17 protein-coding genes and 1 tRNA gene are annotated in these 17,351 nt (G+C 69.5%); 10 read left to right on the top strand and 8 right to left on the bottom strand.

Features of this window, described 5'->3' with window-relative positions; genetic code table 11:
- Positions 1-628 precede the first annotated feature (628 nt).
- Together ACQP1S_RS30115 and ACQP1S_RS30110 are read right to left on the bottom strand one after the other, a co-directional pair.
- Complete coding sequence (locus ACQP1S_RS30115; RefSeq protein ID WP_432901282.1) at positions 629-1,201, bottom strand: hypothetical protein; 573 nt, start codon at positions 1,199-1,201, stop codon at positions 629-631.
- Positions 1,202-1,409: 208 nt separating this feature from the next.
- Positions 1,410-2,270: a sigma-70 family RNA polymerase sigma factor gene (locus ACQP1S_RS30110; RefSeq protein ID WP_432901280.1), complete on the bottom strand. Its 861-nt coding sequence runs from the start codon at positions 2,268-2,270 to the stop codon at positions 1,410-1,412.
- A gap of 230 nt (positions 2,271-2,500) precedes the next feature.
- On the opposite strand from ACQP1S_RS30110, the gene ACQP1S_RS30105 reads away from it, so the two are divergent.
- The 5 genes from ACQP1S_RS30105 to ACQP1S_RS30085 all read left to right on the top strand — a co-directional run bounded on the left by ACQP1S_RS30105 (position 2,501) and on the right by ACQP1S_RS30085 (position 7,807).
- Positions 2,501-2,956, top strand: coding sequence for a hypothetical protein (locus ACQP1S_RS30105; protein ID WP_432901278.1), 456 nt, complete (start codon positions 2,501-2,503; stop codon positions 2,954-2,956).
- Positions 2,956-3,318 carry an HNH endonuclease gene (locus tag ACQP1S_RS30100; protein ID WP_432901276.1) on the top strand — a complete coding sequence of 121 codons (363 nt, stop codon included), beginning with the start codon at positions 2,956-2,958 and terminating at the stop codon, positions 3,316-3,318. The genes ACQP1S_RS30105 and ACQP1S_RS30100 overlap by 1 nt, the downstream gene beginning before the upstream one ends.
- A gap of 297 nt (positions 3,319-3,615) precedes the next feature.
- Positions 3,616-4,776 (top strand): AAA family ATPase, encoded by a 1,161-nt coding sequence (locus ACQP1S_RS30095; RefSeq protein WP_432901274.1) that lies wholly within the window; start codon positions 3,616-3,618, stop codon positions 4,774-4,776.
- A gap of 948 nt (positions 4,777-5,724) precedes the next feature.
- A complete protein-coding gene (locus ACQP1S_RS30090; protein ID WP_432901272.1) occupies positions 5,725-6,060 on the top strand; it encodes a helix-turn-helix domain-containing protein in 336 nt (111 codons plus the stop codon).
- A gap of 517 nt (positions 6,061-6,577) precedes the next feature.
- A complete protein-coding gene (locus ACQP1S_RS30085) occupies positions 6,578-7,807 on the top strand; it encodes a tyrosine-type recombinase/integrase (RefSeq protein ID WP_432901270.1) in 1,230 nt (409 codons plus the stop codon).
- A 90-nt stretch (positions 7,808-7,897) separates the two neighbouring features.
- Here the strand turns inward: ACQP1S_RS30085 and ACQP1S_RS30080 are convergent.
- A tRNA-Pro gene (locus ACQP1S_RS30080) sits at positions 7,898-7,971 on the bottom strand.
- Between the two features lie 302 nt (positions 7,972-8,273).
- Entirely contained in the window at positions 8,274-9,167 is an 894-nt protein-coding gene (locus tag ACQP1S_RS30075; RefSeq protein WP_091247765.1) for a metallophosphoesterase, read from the bottom strand.
- A gap of 25 nt (positions 9,168-9,192) precedes the next feature.
- On the opposite strand from ACQP1S_RS30075, the gene ACQP1S_RS30070 reads away from it, so the two are divergent.
- Positions 9,193-9,648, top strand: coding sequence for a GatB/YqeY domain-containing protein (locus ACQP1S_RS30070; protein WP_357895804.1), 456 nt, complete (start codon positions 9,193-9,195; stop codon positions 9,646-9,648).
- Between the two features lie 150 nt (positions 9,649-9,798).
- On the opposite strand, the gene ACQP1S_RS30065 is transcribed toward ACQP1S_RS30070, so the two are convergent.
- The gene (locus ACQP1S_RS30065; protein ID WP_432901267.1) at positions 9,799-12,228 is read right to left on the bottom strand and encodes a penicillin-binding protein; all 2,430 of its coding nucleotides are present in this window, start codon (positions 12,226-12,228) and stop codon (positions 9,799-9,801) included.
- A gap of 403 nt (positions 12,229-12,631) precedes the next feature.
- Between ACQP1S_RS30065 and ACQP1S_RS30060 the strand changes: the two genes are divergently transcribed.
- Positions 12,632-12,955, top strand: a complete 324-nt coding sequence (locus ACQP1S_RS30060) for a WhiB family transcriptional regulator (RefSeq protein ID WP_091247760.1) — start codon at positions 12,632-12,634, stop codon at positions 12,953-12,955.
- Positions 12,956-13,026: 71 nt separating this feature from the next.
- Here the strand turns inward: ACQP1S_RS30060 and ACQP1S_RS30055 are convergent, their stop codons facing one another.
- The 3 genes from ACQP1S_RS30055 to ACQP1S_RS30045 are packed head-to-tail and all read right to left on the bottom strand — an operon-like array spanning position 13,027 to position 15,839.
- Positions 13,027-14,172, bottom strand: coding sequence for an ArsA family ATPase (locus tag ACQP1S_RS30055; RefSeq protein ID WP_432901265.1), 1,146 nt, complete (start codon positions 14,170-14,172; stop codon positions 13,027-13,029).
- Between the two features lie 57 nt (positions 14,173-14,229).
- A complete protein-coding gene (locus tag ACQP1S_RS30050; protein WP_432901263.1) occupies positions 14,230-15,207 on the bottom strand; it encodes an ArsA-related P-loop ATPase in 978 nt (325 codons plus the stop codon).
- A 26-nt stretch (positions 15,208-15,233) separates the two neighbouring features.
- Positions 15,234-15,839 carry an Rv0361 family membrane protein gene (locus tag ACQP1S_RS30045; protein WP_432901261.1) on the bottom strand — a complete coding sequence of 202 codons (606 nt, stop codon included), beginning with the start codon at positions 15,837-15,839 and terminating at the stop codon, positions 15,234-15,236.
- A 327-nt stretch (positions 15,840-16,166) separates the two neighbouring features.
- Here ACQP1S_RS30045 and ACQP1S_RS30040 point away from each other — a divergent pair, with 327 nt between their 5' ends.
- Genes ACQP1S_RS30040 through ACQP1S_RS30030 form a run of 3 tightly spaced genes read left to right on the top strand, consistent with a single transcriptional unit; the run spans position 16,167 to position 17,323 of the window.
- Positions 16,167-16,649 (top strand): hypothetical protein, encoded by a 483-nt coding sequence (locus ACQP1S_RS30040; RefSeq protein WP_091247753.1) that lies wholly within the window; start codon positions 16,167-16,169, stop codon positions 16,647-16,649.
- Between the two features lie 45 nt (positions 16,650-16,694).
- Positions 16,695-16,850: a hypothetical protein gene (locus ACQP1S_RS30035; protein ID WP_088959894.1), complete on the top strand. Its 156-nt coding sequence runs from the start codon at positions 16,695-16,697 to the stop codon at positions 16,848-16,850.
- A gap of 11 nt (positions 16,851-16,861) precedes the next feature.
- Positions 16,862-17,323, top strand: coding sequence for a RidA family protein (locus ACQP1S_RS30030; protein ID WP_091247751.1), 462 nt, complete (start codon positions 16,862-16,864; stop codon positions 17,321-17,323).
- The last annotated feature ends 28 nt before the right edge of the window (positions 17,324-17,351 follow it).

The raw sequence follows: 17,351 nt of genomic DNA, 5'->3' as shown, positions 1-17,351 counted from the left end.
TGACTACGTGGACCAGCGTGAGAGGGCATGACGGAACGCGGCCGGCGGGTTACGTCAGCGCTGAGACCAAGCAGGAGTCGTTTACCCGGGCCGCCCCGGGCTCGACGCCCCATGGATAGACGGCAACCCCGGTTGTCACCCCGTCGTCCGGGGTGTTGCTGCTGTTCAGGCTGGGCTTTAGGTCGTCACCGGGTGGTGGTGACAGTGGTGAGAGCCCTGCGGGGGTGTCACCGCCCTCGGCGCGGCCGGCGGGGTCGAGTTGGGCGGCACGGTGACAACCGGGGTTGTCGCCGGGCGGCAGCCATGAACGGCGACGGGGCGGGAATGGGGCGGGGCGCGTTGACACGCTGACAATCGCCGATCCGCGCGACGCTTTCGCAGGTGGAAGGGGGTATGAGGGTGTCAACGGGGGGTGTTGACAGGCGTTGACAGGCGTTGACACCCGGACCGGGCGACGGCGAACTGTCAACGCTGTCAACGCCTGTCAACGGAGGGCGTAGACACCTTCCCGTGCAATCTGAGCTGCGGAAACGCTGCCATGAGGGGCGATTGTCAGCGTGTCAACGCTTCCCGGGGGTCCGTCCCCTAACGAGGGCCCGCTAAGGGCCACGCAGAGACATCGGCTCACCTACTGCAAGCGACAGATGACCGCCGTAGCGTCGTCTCGATGCTTGTACCTCGGCCAAACCATGCCGTACGGGTCGCGGTCCTCGAACTCTCGCGTCATGGCGATCAGCTTTGCCGGTCCTAGGTCGTAGGAGATCTCTAGCAAGGAAGGCCAGTCCATCGCGTTGAAGTCCGTCACGAGAAGCGCAGCGCCATCTGACAGCAGGGCGGCCCCTCGAACGTCGCTAGCAATTCCGCTTTTTGCATGCTCGGCAGCCGCCGGATTAACCTGGGCCACCCAGTATCCCCCTGGCTGATTTCGGACCTTCTGTTGCTCCTGAATTAGCGTGAATAGCGCGTCAGTGTCGCGCTTATTGCCGGCGGCGCTGGCTGCCTTTGCGCTGCTTGAAGCAAAGGACTCTACCGCCTTATCCTGCACCACCAGCGGTTCATTGCCAATGATGTCAAGCGCTAGGATGGAATCGGAGAGGATGAGGTATTCGAGCGACTCGCCGATTTGGCGAACCACTGCCACCGTCGAGCATGGCGAACCAGGGTGAGCCAGGTCGCATGAATCCCGGTGCATCATCGCCACGCTGTCGATAGCCAGGGCTAGCGATTCCGCCAGTGTCCGGTTAGTGTCACCGCTTAGGCTTAGTAGCTTGCATCCGAGTTGGTGAACGTACCAAGGTGTTCCATGAATGCACCCGGTTTCTGGGGCCTCGGACAATCCGTCAAGAACGACAGCGATGCGGGTCGTTGCTCCAGCCCAGTCCTCGTTTCGCCCGTCCGGGCGTCCCGACTCACTTGCGACGCTGACGCGCATTTTGCCTCCCTGGCTGGTGAATCGGTGCTAGGAGTTCGACGCGGTTGACTTGCCGTGAATCGGGATTCCATCCGCACTCGACTAAGCATGACCAGCGACCGGCCTTGACGTCTCTATAGAGTTCGCCTAGTTCTTGTTCCAGATACATTGCAGCACCTTGGCCGCCCGGTGCATGAATCCCTGCCATGTAAAGCCAGTAACCTCGTCCGTCTGGTCTGGGAAGGCGGCCAAGGTATGCGTAGTCGCCGGGTTCTCCGGAGTCTTCGGGGGAGCGAAACTTCTGCCCTGATGCTTTGTCGAGAAGATACCAGCCATCGGCGTCATTCTCGAACCCGTAACGCTCATCAGCGGCCAGCATTTGAGCAATGAGCGGAGATCTGCGAGGGCCGCATACAACTACTAGCCCATCCCTATTTAGGTCGATAAGCCCGGGGGGGATAATGTATTCCACCTCGGCAACGTCCAGGTCTAGCCGACGTGCCGTGCGATTCAGAATCTCGATGGCGACCGTGTGTTCCTGGTGAACCACAGGGCGGCCAGATTCGCCCTCCTGCTTAGTGTCGACCGCGATCGTTACGGGGGAGCCGTCGGAGAATATTGCGCGCTCCGGTGCCTTCTTCGTCGCAGTGCTGAGCTGCGACAAACGTGCGCGGCTTACACCCGCCTTGTCGGCAATCTCTGACAACGTCATTCCTTGGCTACGAAGGTAGTCCACGGTGTCCCGGCGGATCTTGCCCAGTTCGGCGATCGCGCTCTGGTAATCGGCCAGAGTTTCGGTCGCCAGGCGCACGCGTTCCAGCGGCTCTGGGGTGTCTCTGACCCTCTGTAGCTCATCCACGGGCTCCCCCTTCTAGGTGGACACCAGTCTAGTAAGGGGGGTTGCGGAACACCACCGACCCCCTTGACGAACCGGTCGTCGCCCCCTTACGGTCATCGTCGTAAGGGGGGTTACCGACCGGGCTGAAGGTCAGCTAGCGGTGGTTGGTAGTCCGCATAGAACGGCCCCGGTGGGGCGGCTACCCCACCGAGGCCAGTGCATCAACCCGTTTCCAGCGAAGGAGTACGAAGATGCAGGTCAAGGCTAACCCCTCGGCGGCGACCGTCGACAGCCCCGCTGTTCCGGTGGTGTCGATTCCGTGTCGCTCGGGTGACTTCGAGTCCACTGGCGTGACCGTCGTGCAGGTCGCGGTGGCGCTGCCGTTGTCGCTCGATGACCTGGTGATGGCGCTGATGCTGACCGAGTGCAGCATGGCCGAGGTCGCCGAGATGAGCCTTGCGGAGATCCGGGGCGAGGTCGCCTACGTCCTCGGCGCGTACGGCCTGGCCGCGCTGCACGACGCCGTAGCCCATGACCGGAACCCGCGTACGGCGCACCTCGGCGAGGCCGAGCGCGCTCACCGGCGTATGTGCGAGACGCGAGTGGTCGCGGCGTTCGGCCTGCCGATGCCGGTGCCGGCCCCTCGCCGGGCGCGGGTCGCGTCCCGGTCGATCGGTGCCCGCCGCGAGTTGACGACGGTGGCGTGATGGCGCGGCCGAACTCGGCCCGCATGCGGGCGATCAAGCGGGCGTTGGCCGATCGGGACGGCGCGGGGTGCTTCTACTGCGGTCACCCGTTCGCCACGCTGCTCGGCGCGACGGTGGACCACCTGATCCCGCAGAGCGTCCTGCCGGGGTGGGCGCTGATGAACCTGGTGTTGGCCTGCCGGCCGTGCAACGAGGCCAAGGCCGACCAGCTCCCGCAGGTGTTCCTGCGCGCCGCCGGCTGCGCGCCGCTGCCGCGCCGACCGCACCCGTTCGTCACCACCATCGCCGCGCTGGCGGCCCGCCTGGCGCGCGTCGAGCTGCGCCACCAGGTGACAACCACGGTTGTCACCGCCGGTCGGTGACGGATGCGCCCTGGTGGCTTGCGTCACCGGGTGCGCGTCACCGGACGACCGAGGGCCGGACCCGGGTCCGGCCCGCCCAGACCACACCCGCACCAATCGAACGGGAGTCACCCTGTGACCGCCACGAACCGACCACGATTGGACCGGCTGACGCCGGACTCTCCACCACCACGGACCCGGCCGGGCCGATCTTCGGACCCGGGTGTCCGACCACCCCAAGCGGCTGAAACACTCCGCAGCGCGGCGACGGGCGGACCTGATCCCGCTGCCGAGTGGTTCAGCCGATCTGACCCGGAGATGCCCCCGCCGCCGGTAGGTCTGGACGGCATCACCGCCGGTCACGCCCCGGATGGTGAACCGTTCCATGAACCGGTCAGCACCGGTCAGGTTGAGCCCGGCGGACCCGCCGAGCACGGCCGCACGATCCTGCTGACCCCGGCGTCACAGATCCGGATGCGCCCGGTCGCCTGGACGTGGACCAACCGCATTCCGTCCGGTGCGCTGACCGTGATACCCGGGCGGGAGGGCATCGGAAAGTCGCTGACCCTGGCGTGGCTCACCGCGCAGATCACCCGGGGCATCCTGCCCGGTCGGCACCACGGCACCCCGCGTCCGGTCATCTACGCCGCCACCGAAGACTCCTGGTCGCAGACCATCGGCCCGCGCCTCTACGCGGCCGGCGCGGATCTCGACATGGTGTACCGGGTCGACGTCCAGCACGACGGCGGGTTTGACGCGCTGACCCTGCCCCGTGACTGCACGGCGCTGGGCCGGGAGATCCGACGTTTCGGCGTGGCGCTGCTGGCCGCTGACCCGCTGCTGTCGCTGATCCACTCCGGGATCGACACCCACCGGGACCGCGACCTCCGCACGGCCCTGGAACCCCTCGTGAACATGGCCGACCGCACCGGGTGCGCGGTGGTCGGGCTGGCGCACTTCAACAAGTCCGCCAGCCCGGACGCCCTGAACCTGATCACCGGGTCACGGGCATTCTCGGCGGTGGCACGGGCCGTGATTGCGATTGCCCGTGACGACGACGCCGGAGACGGCTCGTGCGTCATGTCCCAGGCGAAGAACAACCTTGGCCCCCTGGACCTGCCCTCGCTGCGGTACGTCGTGGAGTCGGTCGAGATCCCCACCGACGAGGGACCGGCGTTCGTCGGGAAGCTGACCATCACCGGGGAGTCCGACCGGTCTGTGGGCGACATCCTCGGTGACAGCGCGGGCGGCACCGTGGAGGACCGTACCGAGCGCGACGAGTGCGCCGACTGGCTGAAGGCCTACCTCATCAGCAAGGGCGGCGAAGCAGCCCGGGAGGACGTGCTCAAGGCCGCCCGCGCCGCCGGGTTCGCCGAGGCGACCCTCAAGCGCGCCCGCAGCCGCGCCAAGGTCACCACCACCCGCGCAGGCTTCCCGTCCACCTCGATCTGGCAACTCAACCCCGCTCACGGAACGTGACGGGCTGCGCCAGTCGGCTCACAGTCGGCTCAGTCAGCTCACCTCACGGAAGCTGAGCCGACTGGGCTGACTGAGCCGACTGGCGCGCCGACTGGCCGATCCGGTCACGGTCCGTCACTCCGCTAGTCGCGGCCAGGTGTCAGCGCTGTCAACGCCTGTCAACGGTCGGCGCTGACAGCGCGACACCCGCCCCGACCAGTACAAACCCGCCGATCAAGAGGGAGTGTCAACGTGTCAGCGCCACCACCACCCCCGCCGGCCACGCCGCACGGCCAGGCGACCGGAACCCGGCCCGCTCAGAGCCACACAGACGCATCGACGCATGGCCTAACCCCGACCCGGGTCGGATCATGCGCCTACGGCCCTCTCAGTGGCCCGCCCTGCGCCCTTCTGCCGCACTGCCCCGCCAACCCTCTACAGAGGACGGACGGGCCAGGAACGACCGGCATCGGGCCGCAGAGCGGGCGTGACGCAATCCCGCCGGCTGGCATCCGTCACCCGACCATCGACCCTCCTAGCCCTAGGACCGGCCACCTCCTAGACCTAGGAGCGCCCCAAGGAGCGAAACCCGCTGCCCACCAGGGATCTAGCGGTCTAGGACCAACCAGCCGGCCACCCCGCCCACCCGCGCCAGCGGCCAGCACGACGACCAGGCACCTCCTAGCCGACCGGCGACGCAAGCCACCTGACGACAACCCCGGTTGTCACCGCGCCGCCCAGCTCGACCGCGCGGGCGTTGCGTCACGGCCAGGCGGCAACCGTCACCACGGCGGGTCGCGGCCCGCCCGCGACCGGTCGCGCCAACGCGACCCGCACCGCGACCGACCCGACCAGCACCAACGGCCAACGGTCGCGGGTCGCGGCCACCCCGCCAGAAGCCCAGGAACCCGCCACACAGCGCTCCACCGACCCCCAGCAGCCGCTACCGCTACCCCGGAGGACACCACCGTGAGCACCGTCATCCCCTTCCCCTACCGACCGAACCCGACCACCCCCACCGGAGCGGGGGGCACCTCCACCGGTCGACCGGCGAAGGTCGCCAGCGCCGTCTACACCGTCGCCGAAACCGCCGAGATCCTGTCGCTGTCGCTCGGCTCCACCTACGCCCTGGTCCGCTCCGGCGAAATCCCCGCGATCAAGCTCGGCGGCCGGTGGCTCATCCCCAAAGGCCGACTCCACCGCTGGCTTGACGACCTGCCCGAGGCCAGCACCGAGGACGTAGCCGCCGAACTGGACCGCATGGAACGCGCCGAACAACGCCAGCACCGACGCAACGGCGCATGAGATGGCCCCTCCCCCGGTCGGTGCCTGCCGAGCCGCACACCCGGGGGCGGGGCCATCTCATCGGCCGGCAGTGCCGCTAGGTCTAGCGCCACCACCCGCTAGACCTAGCGGCACCGCTAGCGGCCCAACCCCGCCCCCACCTGGCACCTAGCGCCTATCGGCACCACCGGTCAGAACGACTGAACCCCTCCACAGCGACCGACCGACGTGGGTTCAGCAGCGCTAGACGACCGCGACGCCTCACCCGTCAGATACACGCTCCGTCACCAACCACCGGCCGTCCGACCGTGCCAGCAGGGCTGCAATCGATAGCAGCCCGCCCTGCTAGCGATAGCAGACGTGCTAGCAGCCAATCGCCAGCCCTACCAGCGGCATAGCAGATAGCAGCCCACCAGCACCAACACCCCGAACCCCCACCAGAACCCGAATCACCACCCCCGCAAGCCCTGCTAGCACGGCCGACCACCGGCCGCGCCACAGATAACACACCGTCACCAACCCAAGGAGATCCACAACCGTGGGACACATCATCCGTACTGACGCAGGGACCTACCGCGCCAACTGGCGCGACGCGACCGGACGACAGCGGGCGAAGACCTTTCCGACCAAGAAGCGAGCGAGCACGTTCCTGGCCGAGACTGAAGCGGCGCTGATGCGAGGCACCTACGTGGACCCGCATGCCGGTCGCGTGCTCTTCGAGGTCTACGCGGCCAAGTGGGCCGCCGGCCGCAATGACGAACTGGTGACCATCGCTCGGGACGCCTCGGTCATGCGGCACCGGGTGCTGCCCCGGTGGGGTGCGGTACCGGTTGGCCGGATCAACCACTCCGACGTTCAGCAGTGGGCAACCGAGCTGGGTCAGCGCCTGGCCCCGGCGACCGTCCGGGAGTGCTGCCGTCTTCTGCGGGCTGTGCTGGCGCTGGCCGTTCGGGATCGAATCATCGCCGAGAACCCGGCCGATGGGGTGCGCTTGCCCAAGCGCCGTCGCACGGACGCCGATGAGCAGGTCATCACCCGGGAGGCGTTCGCCGCCCTACTGCCGGAAATCCCGGAGCGCTACCGGGCGTTGGTGGCGCTGGCGGGTGGAACCGGGCTGCGGTGGGGGGAGTGCGTGGGCTTGACGTGGGACACGATCGACCTAGACAAGGCCACGGTGAGGGTCAGCCGGGTTGGGGCCGAGGTGGCAGGAACGGTGACCTTCAAGCCCTACCCGAAGTCCCGCGCGGGACGGCGTACCGTGCCGCTACCGCCGTTCGCCGTTCGGGAGCTGCGGCGCCACCGCAAGGCCGTTCCGCCGGGCGCGGCCGGCGAGGTCTTCACCAACGAGGCCGGTGGGTCGATGCGCCGCACCGTCTTCCGAGCGTGGATCTGGCGGCCGGCGCTGGTGCGCGTCGGGCTTCTCGGCCAGGTGGTCCAGGTCGGCCCCCGCGCGTGGCGGGCAACCTGGCGCGACCGCGACGGCAACGAGGTCAGCGAGGAACTTCCGAACCGCCGGGCTGCCCGCGCTCGGGTGTCCCGCATGGCGCAAGGTGGGTTGCGGTTTCACGACCTGCGGCACTCCTACGCCACCTGGTTGATCACAGACGGTGTGCCGATCAACGACGTGGCCCGCGTGATGGGGCACGAGCAGATCTCCACCACGCTCGATCGGTACACGCACGCATTCGAGGCGGGTGCTGACCGGGTTCGGGAGTCCTTCGCTGACTTTCCGCTGACGATCGAGCAGAACGAGGGCAAGGAAGGCTAGCGAGAATCGACGTGGTTCGCTGAGTTGAAGTGTCAGCTTTGCAGTATCGGGCCAGGTGAGATGGTGTCTCACCTGGCCCGATCTCCTCGGTCGGGGTGGCCGGATTCGAACCGACGACCTCTTCGTCCCGAACGAAGCGCGCTACCAAGCTGCGCCACACCCCGAGGCGTGCGGTGAAATAGTAGCCCACCCGCTCCGCCGAGCAAACTCGGTACCCCCCCGGCCCGGCCGCTCGGTGGCCGGGGGACCCGATGATCCTCCGCTGCTCGGCCCCACCCCGCCGTCGACCGGCTCGCCGTCTGCCGCCTCCATGATCAGATTGCGATTTTGTGCAAGTTTGACGGCGTGTCGTCTCCATTTTCGCAATCTGATCATGGAGCGGGGGTGGATGGGGCGAGGCCAGTGGGGTGGGCAGCAGAGCAGGGGCAGCAGCGGAGCAGGGGCAGCAGAGCGGCGTGAAGGAGGGTCAGCGGGGGGTGAGGGTGAGGATGCTGGCCTCGGGTGGGCAGGCGAAGCGGACCGGGGCGGTGGGGTGGGTGCCGAGGCCCGCCGAGACGTGCAGCCAGGAGTCGGAGCCGGGCCAGCGGTGCAGGCCCTTCGCCATGGCACGGGGTAGCCCGCAGTTGGTGACCAGCGCGCCGTAGCCGGGTACGCAGACCTGCCCGCCGTGGGTGTGCCCGGCCAGCAGCAGGCCGAAGCCGTCGGCGGCCATCTGGTCGAGCAGGGCTGGTTCCGGGGCGTGGGCGAGCGCGATGGACAGGTCCGCGGTGGGGGTTACCGGGCCGGCGACGGCCGGGTAGTCGTCCTGCCCGATGTGCGGGTCGTCCACGCCGACCAGCTCGACCAGGCGGCCACCGGCCTTGACCGAGGTACGGGCGTTGTTGAGGTCCGCCCAGCCGGCGCCGGTGAGCACGTCGCGCAGTTCCTCGTACGGCAGGGCGGCGCCCTCGGCGTACTCCCGGTGGGGCAGGAAGTAGGTGAACGGGTTCTTCCAGACCGGCCCGGTGTAGTCGTTGGAGCCGAAGACGAACGCCCCCGGGTAGTCGAGCAGTGGTTGCAGGGCGCGCAGCACCCCGGGCACCGCGTCGGGGTGGGCCATGTTGTCCCCGGTGACCACCACCAGGTCCGGGTCGAGGGCGGCCAGCGACGCCACCCACTGCTGCTTGCGCCGCTGGTCGGGCATCATGTGCAGGTCCGACAGGTGCAGCACGCGCAGTGGCTCGGCGTCGGCCGGCAGCACCGGCACGTCGTACCGGCGCAGGGTGAACATGTTGCGTTCGACGAGGGACGCGTACGCCAGGGTGGCCGCTCCGGCGGCGACGGTCCCGGCGGCGAGGCCGAATAGTGTGCGCTTTCGCATGCCGACCAGGGTAGTTTGAGCGTCCATGAGCACGCTGAAGGACCGCCTGACCGCAGACATGCGCGCCGCACTCAAGGCGCGCGACGAGCTGACCACCTCCACGTTGCGGATGGCCCTGGCCGCCGTCGGGAATGCCGAGGTCGCCGGCAAGGCCAAGCGCGAGCTCTCCGACGACGAGGTGCTCGCGGTGCTGACCAAGGAGGCGAAGAAGCGCCGGGAGGCGGCTGCCGCGTTCGCCGACGCCGGGCGCGCCGAGCAGGCCGACAAGGAGACCGCCGAGGGCGTGGTGCTGGACCGCTACCTGCCGAAGCAGCTCTCCGATCAGGAGTTGACGGAGCTGGTCTCGGGGGCGCTCGCCACCGGCGGCTTCACCGACAAGTCCCAGATGGGCCCGGCGATGAAGGCGGCTCAGGCCGCGGTGGCCGGCCGGGCCGAGGGTGGTCGCGTCGCCGCCGAGGTACGCCGACAGCTCGGTCTCTGACCCACCGTCGCCGGTAGGGGCCGGCGGCGGGTCAGGTCGAAGCGCCCGGACCGCTGCGGTGGCGGGTCAGGTCCAGGCGCCCGGATCGATGCGGCGGACACGCGACGGGCGGGCACCCCGTGTGGGGTGCCCGCCCGTCGTCGGTACGGGTCAGTTGTTGCCTGGTGGGCGACCCGGTGGGTTACCGGGGTTGCCCGGCGTGTTGCCCTGGTTCGGGGTGCTGCCGCCGCCGCTGCTCACCTCGATGGTGACCACGCCGCCCTTGATGGTGCGGCCGTCGGGGCTGGTGCCGGCGACGGAGCCGGCCGGGCAGTCCGAGGCGATCTTGTTGTCGGAGACGACGACGGAGAAGCCGGCGTCCTTGAGCCTGCTCCGGGCACTGTCCACCGACTGGCACTTCACGTTCGGGATGGACCGCTGGTCGCCATTGATGATCTTGCCGTTGGGTGGGGTGAACTCGATGCCGGGCTTGCCCTTCATGGCGTCCCGCAGCGTCTGGTAGACCGCCGGGTTGATGCCGGTGGGCGTGTCGTGGCCCATCTGCTGGTTGGTCTGCGCCCAGTCCGGGTCGGCCATGATGCCGGCCACCGCGAACTGCTTGGTCATCGCCACCAGGGACGAGGTCTTCTCACCGTCGGTGGTGCCGGACTTGCCGGCCACCGGCTTGCCGACGATGCCCCGGACGTTGCGGGCGGTCGCCCCGGAGCACTTGGAGACCGAGGACCGGTCACCGACCGGGCAGCGGGCCGCGTCCACGGCGGCCCGGGCCACCTCGGTGCTGATCCGCTGCTCGCAGCGCGGGTTGGCGACGTCGAGCTTGTTGCCCTCCGGGTCCCTGATCTGCTGCACCGGGATCGGCTCGCAGAACTTCCCGTCGGCCGCCAGGGTGGCGTAGGCGTTCGCCAGCTCCAGCGGGGTGGTCAAGGAGACACCCAGGGTGAACGCGCCCCACTGGTTGGCGCCGCCCTCCTTGGTGGCCCGGCGGGCGTCGTCGCTGCTGCGGAAGGTGATGCCGAGCTTCTGCGCCGCCTTGATCACGTTCTCCGCGCCGACCTGCTGCTCCAACGGGACGAAGTAGGTGTTGACCGAGTTGCCGAACGCGGTCCACATGTTGTGCAGGCCGGCCATGCTCGGCGAGGCGTTCTTGGGGCAGTAGAAGTGCGTCCCCGCGCAGGCGGCCGGGGAGCCCTGCTCGACGATGTACTCCGACTTGAACTCCGCCGGCGAGTTGATCGGGTAGGCGAGCGGGACGCCCTTCTCCAGCGCGGCCACCATGGTGAACATCTTGAACGTCGAGCCGGCCTGGTAGCCGGTGATGCCCTGACCGCCGCTGAGCAGCGGATTCACCGTGTTGGGGTAGTTGCCCCGGATCTTCTTCTTGGCCTTCTTGGGGTCGCTGGAGTACTTGTTCTGCGGCTTCTTCGGGTCATCGATCTTGAAGTTCCGGTTGACCGACAGCGCCCGTACCCGGCCGGTGCCCGGCTCGATCGCGGCGACCATCCGGGCGGCCTTGCTGTTCACCCCGAGGTTCTTGCGGACGGCCCGGTCGGCGCCGTTCTGCGCCTGCACGTCCAGCGTGGTGGTGATGGTGTAGCCGCCGCTCTTGAGCCGCCGCTCCCGGTCGTACGTGGTGGAGCCGAAGGTCTCCTGCGTGAGCCACCAGCGGTAGAAGAAGTCGCAGAAGAAGCCCCAGTCCTTCTGGTTGGTGGCGACGCAGCCGTTCGGGGTGCGCTTGTCCTTCACCACCAGCTTGACCGCCTTGGCGGCGTCCGCCTCCTGCTGGGTGATGGCCTTCGTCTTGACCATGTTGTCGATGACGTAGTTGCGCCGGTCGAGCGCGAGCGGGTAGCCGCTGCGGGTGGTCGGATCGTTGGTGGTGGGCGCCTTGACCATGCCGGCCAGCAGCGCCGCCTCCTCGATCTTGAGGTTCTTGGGGGACTTGCCGAAGTACACCTGGCTGGCGGCGAAGACGCCGTACGCGCCGTTGCCGAAGGAGGCGAGGTTCAGGTAGCGGGTGAGGATCTCGTCCTTCGAGAATTCCTTGTCGACCTGGAGGGCCAGGTTCATCTCGCGGATCTTGCGGGCGCTGGTGTCCTCGGTCGCGGCGACCACGTCCGCCGGGTGGGTGGCCGAGTAGGCGATGGCCAGCCGGACGTACTGCATGGTCAGCGTGGACGCGCCCTGCTGGGAGTTGGCGCCCGACTGGTTGTTGACGAAGGCCCGGGCGATGCCGTTCAGGTCGACGCCGTTGTGCTTGTAGAAGTCGTGGTCCTCGGCGGCGATGATCGCCTTGAGCATGTTCGGGGAGATGTCGGCGAACTTGACGTCGCGCCGGTTCTCGTCGTAGAGGGTGGCCAGCGGGGTCTTGTTGTCGCTGGCGAGCAGGTAGCTGATCTGTGGCGCGCGGGCCACGGTCAGCTCCTTGGGCAGCGCCCCGAAGGTCTCGGCGCCGGCCTTCGCGGCCAGGCCGGACATCGCCACCGCGGGGAAGGCCGCTGCCGCCACCACCACACCGGCCAGCAGGCCGCAGATCAGTAGCGATGCGGCGTTGGTGAAGACATTGTGGTCACGTTTCCGCATCCAGGTCACCTCGACAGGGTACGCGAGTAGGGAACGAGGGGCGCTGGGGCGTTCTTTCCCCATTTCCTGCGCGCGCCGACCTCGTTGTGCTAAACGCACGACCCCCGGTGCGAGGTTGCGTGTGACCCGCGCCGAGTCTCCACCGATCGGTGGAGCCCGCGCAGCGTTTTCACGTACTCCGGCCGGGTAAGCGGCGATCGAAGGCCCGGGAAGCCGGGACTGTCCGGAATGTTGGATTTCGCCGACAACGTTGCGTAATCATGCGACTACAGAGCATGATGGTGGCGCGACACGAGCCACACGTCGTCCGTGCCTCCTTGGGGGAAGGAACGGGCCGGACGACCGGGGGAACGACGGCTGGTCGCACGAGGTCGGTAGGTACTGCAAGGGGGGACGTGTACAGATGGGGATGATCACTGACTGGCCGTCGCTGGCGGCGTGTCAGAACGGGGACCCGGACGCGTTGTTCGTACAGGGTGCCGAGCAGAACGTGGCCAAGCGGATCTGCCGCAGCTGCCCGGTGCGGTACGAGTGCCTGGCAGACGCGCTCGACAACCGCATCGAGTTCGGCGTCTGGGGTGGCATGACCGAACGGGAACGTCGGGCGCTGTTGCGCCGGCACCCGCAGGTGGCGAGCTGGCGCAAGATGTTCGAGGCGGCAATGAAGAAGAACGCCAAGGACCGGACCGGCAAGGACAAGATCCTGGTCACCGCCGCCGCAGGCTGACCCGGCCCGGCTGCCCGCCGGTCGCCCCGGTGGCCTGCGCCGCCGGTCGCCCGGGGGCCTGTGCCCGCCGGTCAGGCCCGGCTGATCGCCGCGCCGATCGTCCGTAGCCCGTCGACGTCGTGCACGTCGGCGGGCTGCGCCGTGACCGACACCGTCGGCACCGCCGGGAACGCCTCGGTGAACCGCTGGGCGACCTGCTCCTCGCGGACCGCCTGCTGCGCCAGCGCCGCGTGCGCGCGCAGCACGTCGACCGTGGCGTCGTGCCCACCCAGGCCCGCCAACCGGTCGGCCGCCGCCCGGCTCTCCACCGCGCCCAGGGTCACCGCCGGCCGGTGCACCCGGTTGAGCACCAGCCCGGCCAGTGGCATCCGCTCCTCGCCCAACCGCCCGGCGAAGTAGGCGGCCTCCCGGACCGCGTCCGGCTCCGGCGTCGCCACCAGCAGGAACGCCGTCTCCCCCGCCTGGAGGATGCGGTACGTCTGCTCGGCCCGCTGCCGGAACCCGCCGAACATCGAGTCGAGGGCGGCGACGAAGCCGGAGAGATCGGTCAGCAACTGCGCCCCGAGCACCTTCTGCACCACCCGGGAGAACATCCCGAAGCTGGCGGTGACGAAGCTGAACATGCTCCGCCCCCCGCTGCGCGCCGGGGCGAGCAGCAGCCGCAGCATCCGGCCGTCCAGGAAGCGGGAGAGTCGGGCCGGGGCGTCCAGGAAGTCCAGCGCCGAGCGGGACGGCGGGGTGTCCACCACGATCAGGTCCCACTCGCCCCGGGCGTGCAGCTGACCCAGCTTCTCCATCGCCATGTACTCCTGGGTGCCGGCGAAGGTGGAACTCATGGCCTGGTAGAACGGGTTGGCGAAGATCTCCGCAGCCTTCGCCGGGTCGGTGTGCTGGAGCACCACGTCGTCGAAGGTGCGTTTCATGTCCAGCATCATGGCGTGCAGCTCACCGCTGCCGGCCTCGACGTCGATCCCCTTGACCCGGCGGGGGGTGTTGTCCAGCTCGGTCAGGCCGAGCGACTGGGCCAACCGGCGGGCCGGGTCGATGGTGAGCACCACCGTGCGCCGGCCGTGCCGCTCGGCCGCCCGCAGCGCCAACGCCGCCGCGGTGGTCGTCTTGCCGACCCCACCGGCGCCACAGCAGACCACGATGCGCACGCCGGGGTCGGCGAGGATCTGGTCGACGTCCAGCACGGGCGCCGCGTCTTCGGAAGGCACCGATCGAGCGTATCGGGCCGGGGGGGTCCGTGCGTCCGGGCCGACGTGAGCTGTGCGTCAATCCGCCCGGCGGAGGATCCCGGCGAACGCCGTCAGCCCGGCGCGGTCCACCCCGTCGGGCAGCAGCGGCAGCTCGGTCACCGGTCGTCCCAGCTCCGCCAGGTCGGTCCGGAGCGAATCCTCCAGCTCCCGTCGTACCTGCTGGTCCCGCGCCTCGCCGGCCAGCCCGGCCACGGTCGCCGGATCGGTCGGCAGGCCGGCGGCGGCCAGCCCCCGCTTCAGCTCCGCCCGGGTCACCGCCCGACCGGTGGTCAGCGGCGGGCGGGCGGCGTTGACGATCACCCGGCCCACCGGGAAACCGAGCTGGGTCAGCTCGGCGATCGCGTCCACCGTCTCCTGGACCGGCATCTCCTCCAGCAGCGTCACCACGTGCACCGCCGTCATCGGGGAGCGCAGCAGCGCCGAGACCCCCTCGCTCTGGGTCTTGATCGGGCCGACCTTCGCCAGTCGGGCGGTCTCGGCGGTGACGTTGAGGAAGCGCCCGATCCGGCCCGTCGGCGGGGCGTCCAGCACCACCGCGTCGTACACCCGGCGTTGGCCGGTGCTCCGGGTGGTGGCCTCCTTGACCTTGCCGGTGAGCAGCACGTCCCGCAGGCCGGGGGCGATGGTGGTGGCGAAGTCGATCGCGCCGAGCTTGCGCAGCGCCCGGCCGGCCGCGCCGAGCTTGTAGAACATGTCGAGGTACTCCAGCAACGCCTCCTCGGCGTCCACCGCCAGGGCGCGCACCTCGCCGCCGCCCGGGGCGTCGGCGAGGTGACGCTCGGCGTACGGGAGCGGCTCGACGCCGAAGAGCTGGGCGATGCCCTGCCGGCCCTCCACCTCGACCAGCAGGGTGCGATGTCCCCCGGTGGCCAGGGCGAGCGCCAACGCCGCCGCCACGCTCGTCTTGCCCGTGCCGCCCTTGCCGGTCACCACGTGCAGGCGGGACGGCCATCCGGTGCCGGCCGGGTCGGCCGGCCGCTCAGCTGCTCGCACCGGTCGAGCCTATCCACCCCACGTGGTCAGCCGACCTCGCAGACCCACCAACCCGTCTTCCGTACCACGGTGAACCGCAACGACTGCTCGGCGATCTTCTCGTCCGCGGTGGTCAGGGTCAGCTTGGTGGAGACGGTGGCCCGGTCGCCGTTCTGGTTGTCGACGGCCGGGCTGGACCAGCGGAACCGGGGGTTGGTGTAGAGCGTGGTGTACTTCTGCACCTCGGCCACCTTGGCGCTGATCTTCTGCTGGTCGCGGGACTCCGCGCAGACGAAGTTGGCCGCCCTGCCGGCGTCCCGGTCCTGGTAGACGGCGGTGAGGAAGCCGTCCACCGCCACCGTCGGCTCCTTGGCGCCCTCGCCACCCTCGGTGTTGCGCAGGGTCAGGAAGGCGAGCGTTCCGCCGCCACCGCAGAGCACGACGGCCGCGACCAGCGCGAGCGAGGCGACCAGCACGCCACGTCGCCGCGCGGGGGTCGGTGTCCGGTACGCCGGGTAGCCCGACGGCGACGGCGCGGCGGTGCCGGACGGGGAGGTGCCGGGGGCGGTCGTACCGCCCCGGTCGGGTTGGTCCTGCCGCGGCGCTGGCACGCCCGGCGATCCGCTCGCGCCACCGAACGGTGGTTGGGTCATGTGGTCCCCCGGGGGATGGGGCGCCGTCGCCGCCCCTGGCGACGACGCGGGTACGGGCGCGGCGGGCGACCCCTGATCGCCCGTCCGAGGCGCAAGGGTAACGGTCGATAGGCGGGGCGTGGCGGACCGCTCACGACCTGCGGTGGGTCGCGATCACCTTTCGGACCAAGCATCTGTCGCATATGTGACTTTGGGTGATCGATCGCGCGCGTCTCGTTGTCCGTCGCCCCGGCCGGGTCCTACGTTCGTCCGGGTGTGGGGGAGCGGATCGGGTCGGCGCCCGGTCCAGACGGCGGTCATTCACGGTACGAGGCCGGAGGCAGGTACATGCGCGACGCGGAGAACATCGCCCGAGCCCACTTCTCACCAGGAGACCGGGGGAGGCGGGGCGGTTCGGCCGGTGACGTGGACGGGCCGGGTGGTGGACTGCCGATGAACGAGCGGTCCTACCGGCGCTGCGCCGAACCGGCCGAGGTGCTGCGGATCCTCGGCCGCCCCGCTGACCGGAGCCGGGACGACGAGGAGCCCGGCTACGTCATCCACCTGCCGATCCGGGTGGCCGACCTGGCGGCGGCGACCGCCCTGGCCGGCACCGTGGCCACCTCGCTCGGCTTCCTCGTCGAACTGGACGCCGGCGAGACCACCGTCTCCACCGCCGACGACCAGAACAACCGGCACCGGGTCTTCTGCGACCTGCTGCTGCCCGACCGGTCCCGCTGCCCCCAGCCGTACGACCACACCGGCCAGTGCGGCGAGTTGCCCACCGCCCCGGAGCAGCGTCCCGCGCCCCGACCGTCGCCCGGACCGTAGGCTGTCGGCGGAACAGTCCACGTCAGGCAAGGGAGCCTTCCACCGATGCAGAAGTGGGAATACGCCACGGTCCCGCTGCTGGTCCACGCGACCAAGCAGATCCTCGACAACTGGGGCGAGGACGGCTGGGAACTCGTCGCCGTGGTCCCCGGCCCGAACCCGGACCAGTTGGTCGCGTACCTCAAGCGCCCCAAGGGCTGAGGGGTCCGACGATGAGCAACGGACCCCACGCCAAGCTCGCCGAGCTGGGTCTGGCCCTGCCCGACGTGGTGCCGCCGGTGGCGAGTTACGTGCCGGCCGTGCAGTCCGGCCAGCACGTCTACGTCTCCGGTCAGCTGCCGGTGGCCGAGGGCAAGCTGCTCGCCACCGGCCAGGTCGGCGCGGGTGTCTCGCCCGAGCAGGCCAAGGATCTCGCCGAGCGGTGCGCGCTGAACGCCCTCGCCGCCGTCGATTCGCTGGTCGGCCTGGAGAACATCGTCAAGATCGTGAAGCTGACCGGCTTCGTGGCCTCGGCACCGGGCTTCCACGGCCAGCCGGCCGTGATCAACGGGGCCTCCGACCTGCTCGGGTCGGTCTTCGGTGAGGCCGGCCGGCACGCCCGCTCCGCCGTCGGGGTGGCCGAGCTGCCGCTGGACGCCCCGGTGGAGATCGAACTGATCGTCGAGGTCGCCTGACCGCACCGTCACTCCCCACGAGAAGGCC

It is taken from the genome of Micromonospora matsumotoense, from assembly GCF_050951065.1.
Taxonomy (GTDB): domain Bacteria; phylum Actinomycetota; class Actinomycetes; order Mycobacteriales; family Micromonosporaceae; genus Micromonospora; species Micromonospora matsumotoensis.
This window is presented reverse-complemented; position numbering and strand designations above follow the sequence as displayed.

Excerpts from the sequence above, each read along its gene's own strand:
- ACQP1S_RS30105 (WP_432901278.1), top strand. The coding sequence starts at position 2,501 with ATGCAGGTCAAGGCTAACCCCTCGGCGGCGACCGTCGACAGCCCCGCT.
- ACQP1S_RS30100 (WP_432901276.1), top strand. The coding sequence starts at position 2,956 with ATGGCGCGGCCGAACTCGGCCCGCATGCGGGCGATCAAGCGGGCGTTG.
- ACQP1S_RS30095 (WP_432901274.1), top strand. The coding sequence starts at position 3,616 with ATGCCCCCGCCGCCGGTAGGTCTGGACGGCATCACCGCCGGTCACGCC.
- ACQP1S_RS30075 (WP_091247765.1), bottom strand. The coding sequence starts at position 9,167 with ATGCGAAAGCGCACACTATTCGGCCTCGCCGCCGGGACCGTCGCCGCC.
- ACQP1S_RS30070 (WP_357895804.1), top strand. The coding sequence starts at position 9,193 with ATGAGCACGCTGAAGGACCGCCTGACCGCAGACATGCGCGCCGCACTC.
- ACQP1S_RS30065 (WP_432901267.1), bottom strand. The coding sequence starts at position 12,228 with ATGCGGAAACGTGACCACAATGTCTTCACCAACGCCGCATCGCTACTG.
- ACQP1S_RS30060 (WP_091247760.1), top strand. The coding sequence starts at position 12,632 with ATGGGGATGATCACTGACTGGCCGTCGCTGGCGGCGTGTCAGAACGGG.
- ACQP1S_RS30045 (WP_432901261.1), bottom strand. The coding sequence starts at position 15,839 with ATGACCCAACCACCGTTCGGTGGCGCGAGCGGATCGCCGGGCGTGCCA.
- ACQP1S_RS30040 (WP_091247753.1), top strand. The coding sequence starts at position 16,167 with ATGCGCGACGCGGAGAACATCGCCCGAGCCCACTTCTCACCAGGAGAC.
- ACQP1S_RS30035 (WP_088959894.1), top strand. The coding sequence starts at position 16,695 with ATGCAGAAGTGGGAATACGCCACGGTCCCGCTGCTGGTCCACGCGACC.
- ACQP1S_RS30030 (WP_091247751.1), top strand. The coding sequence starts at position 16,862 with ATGAGCAACGGACCCCACGCCAAGCTCGCCGAGCTGGGTCTGGCCCTG.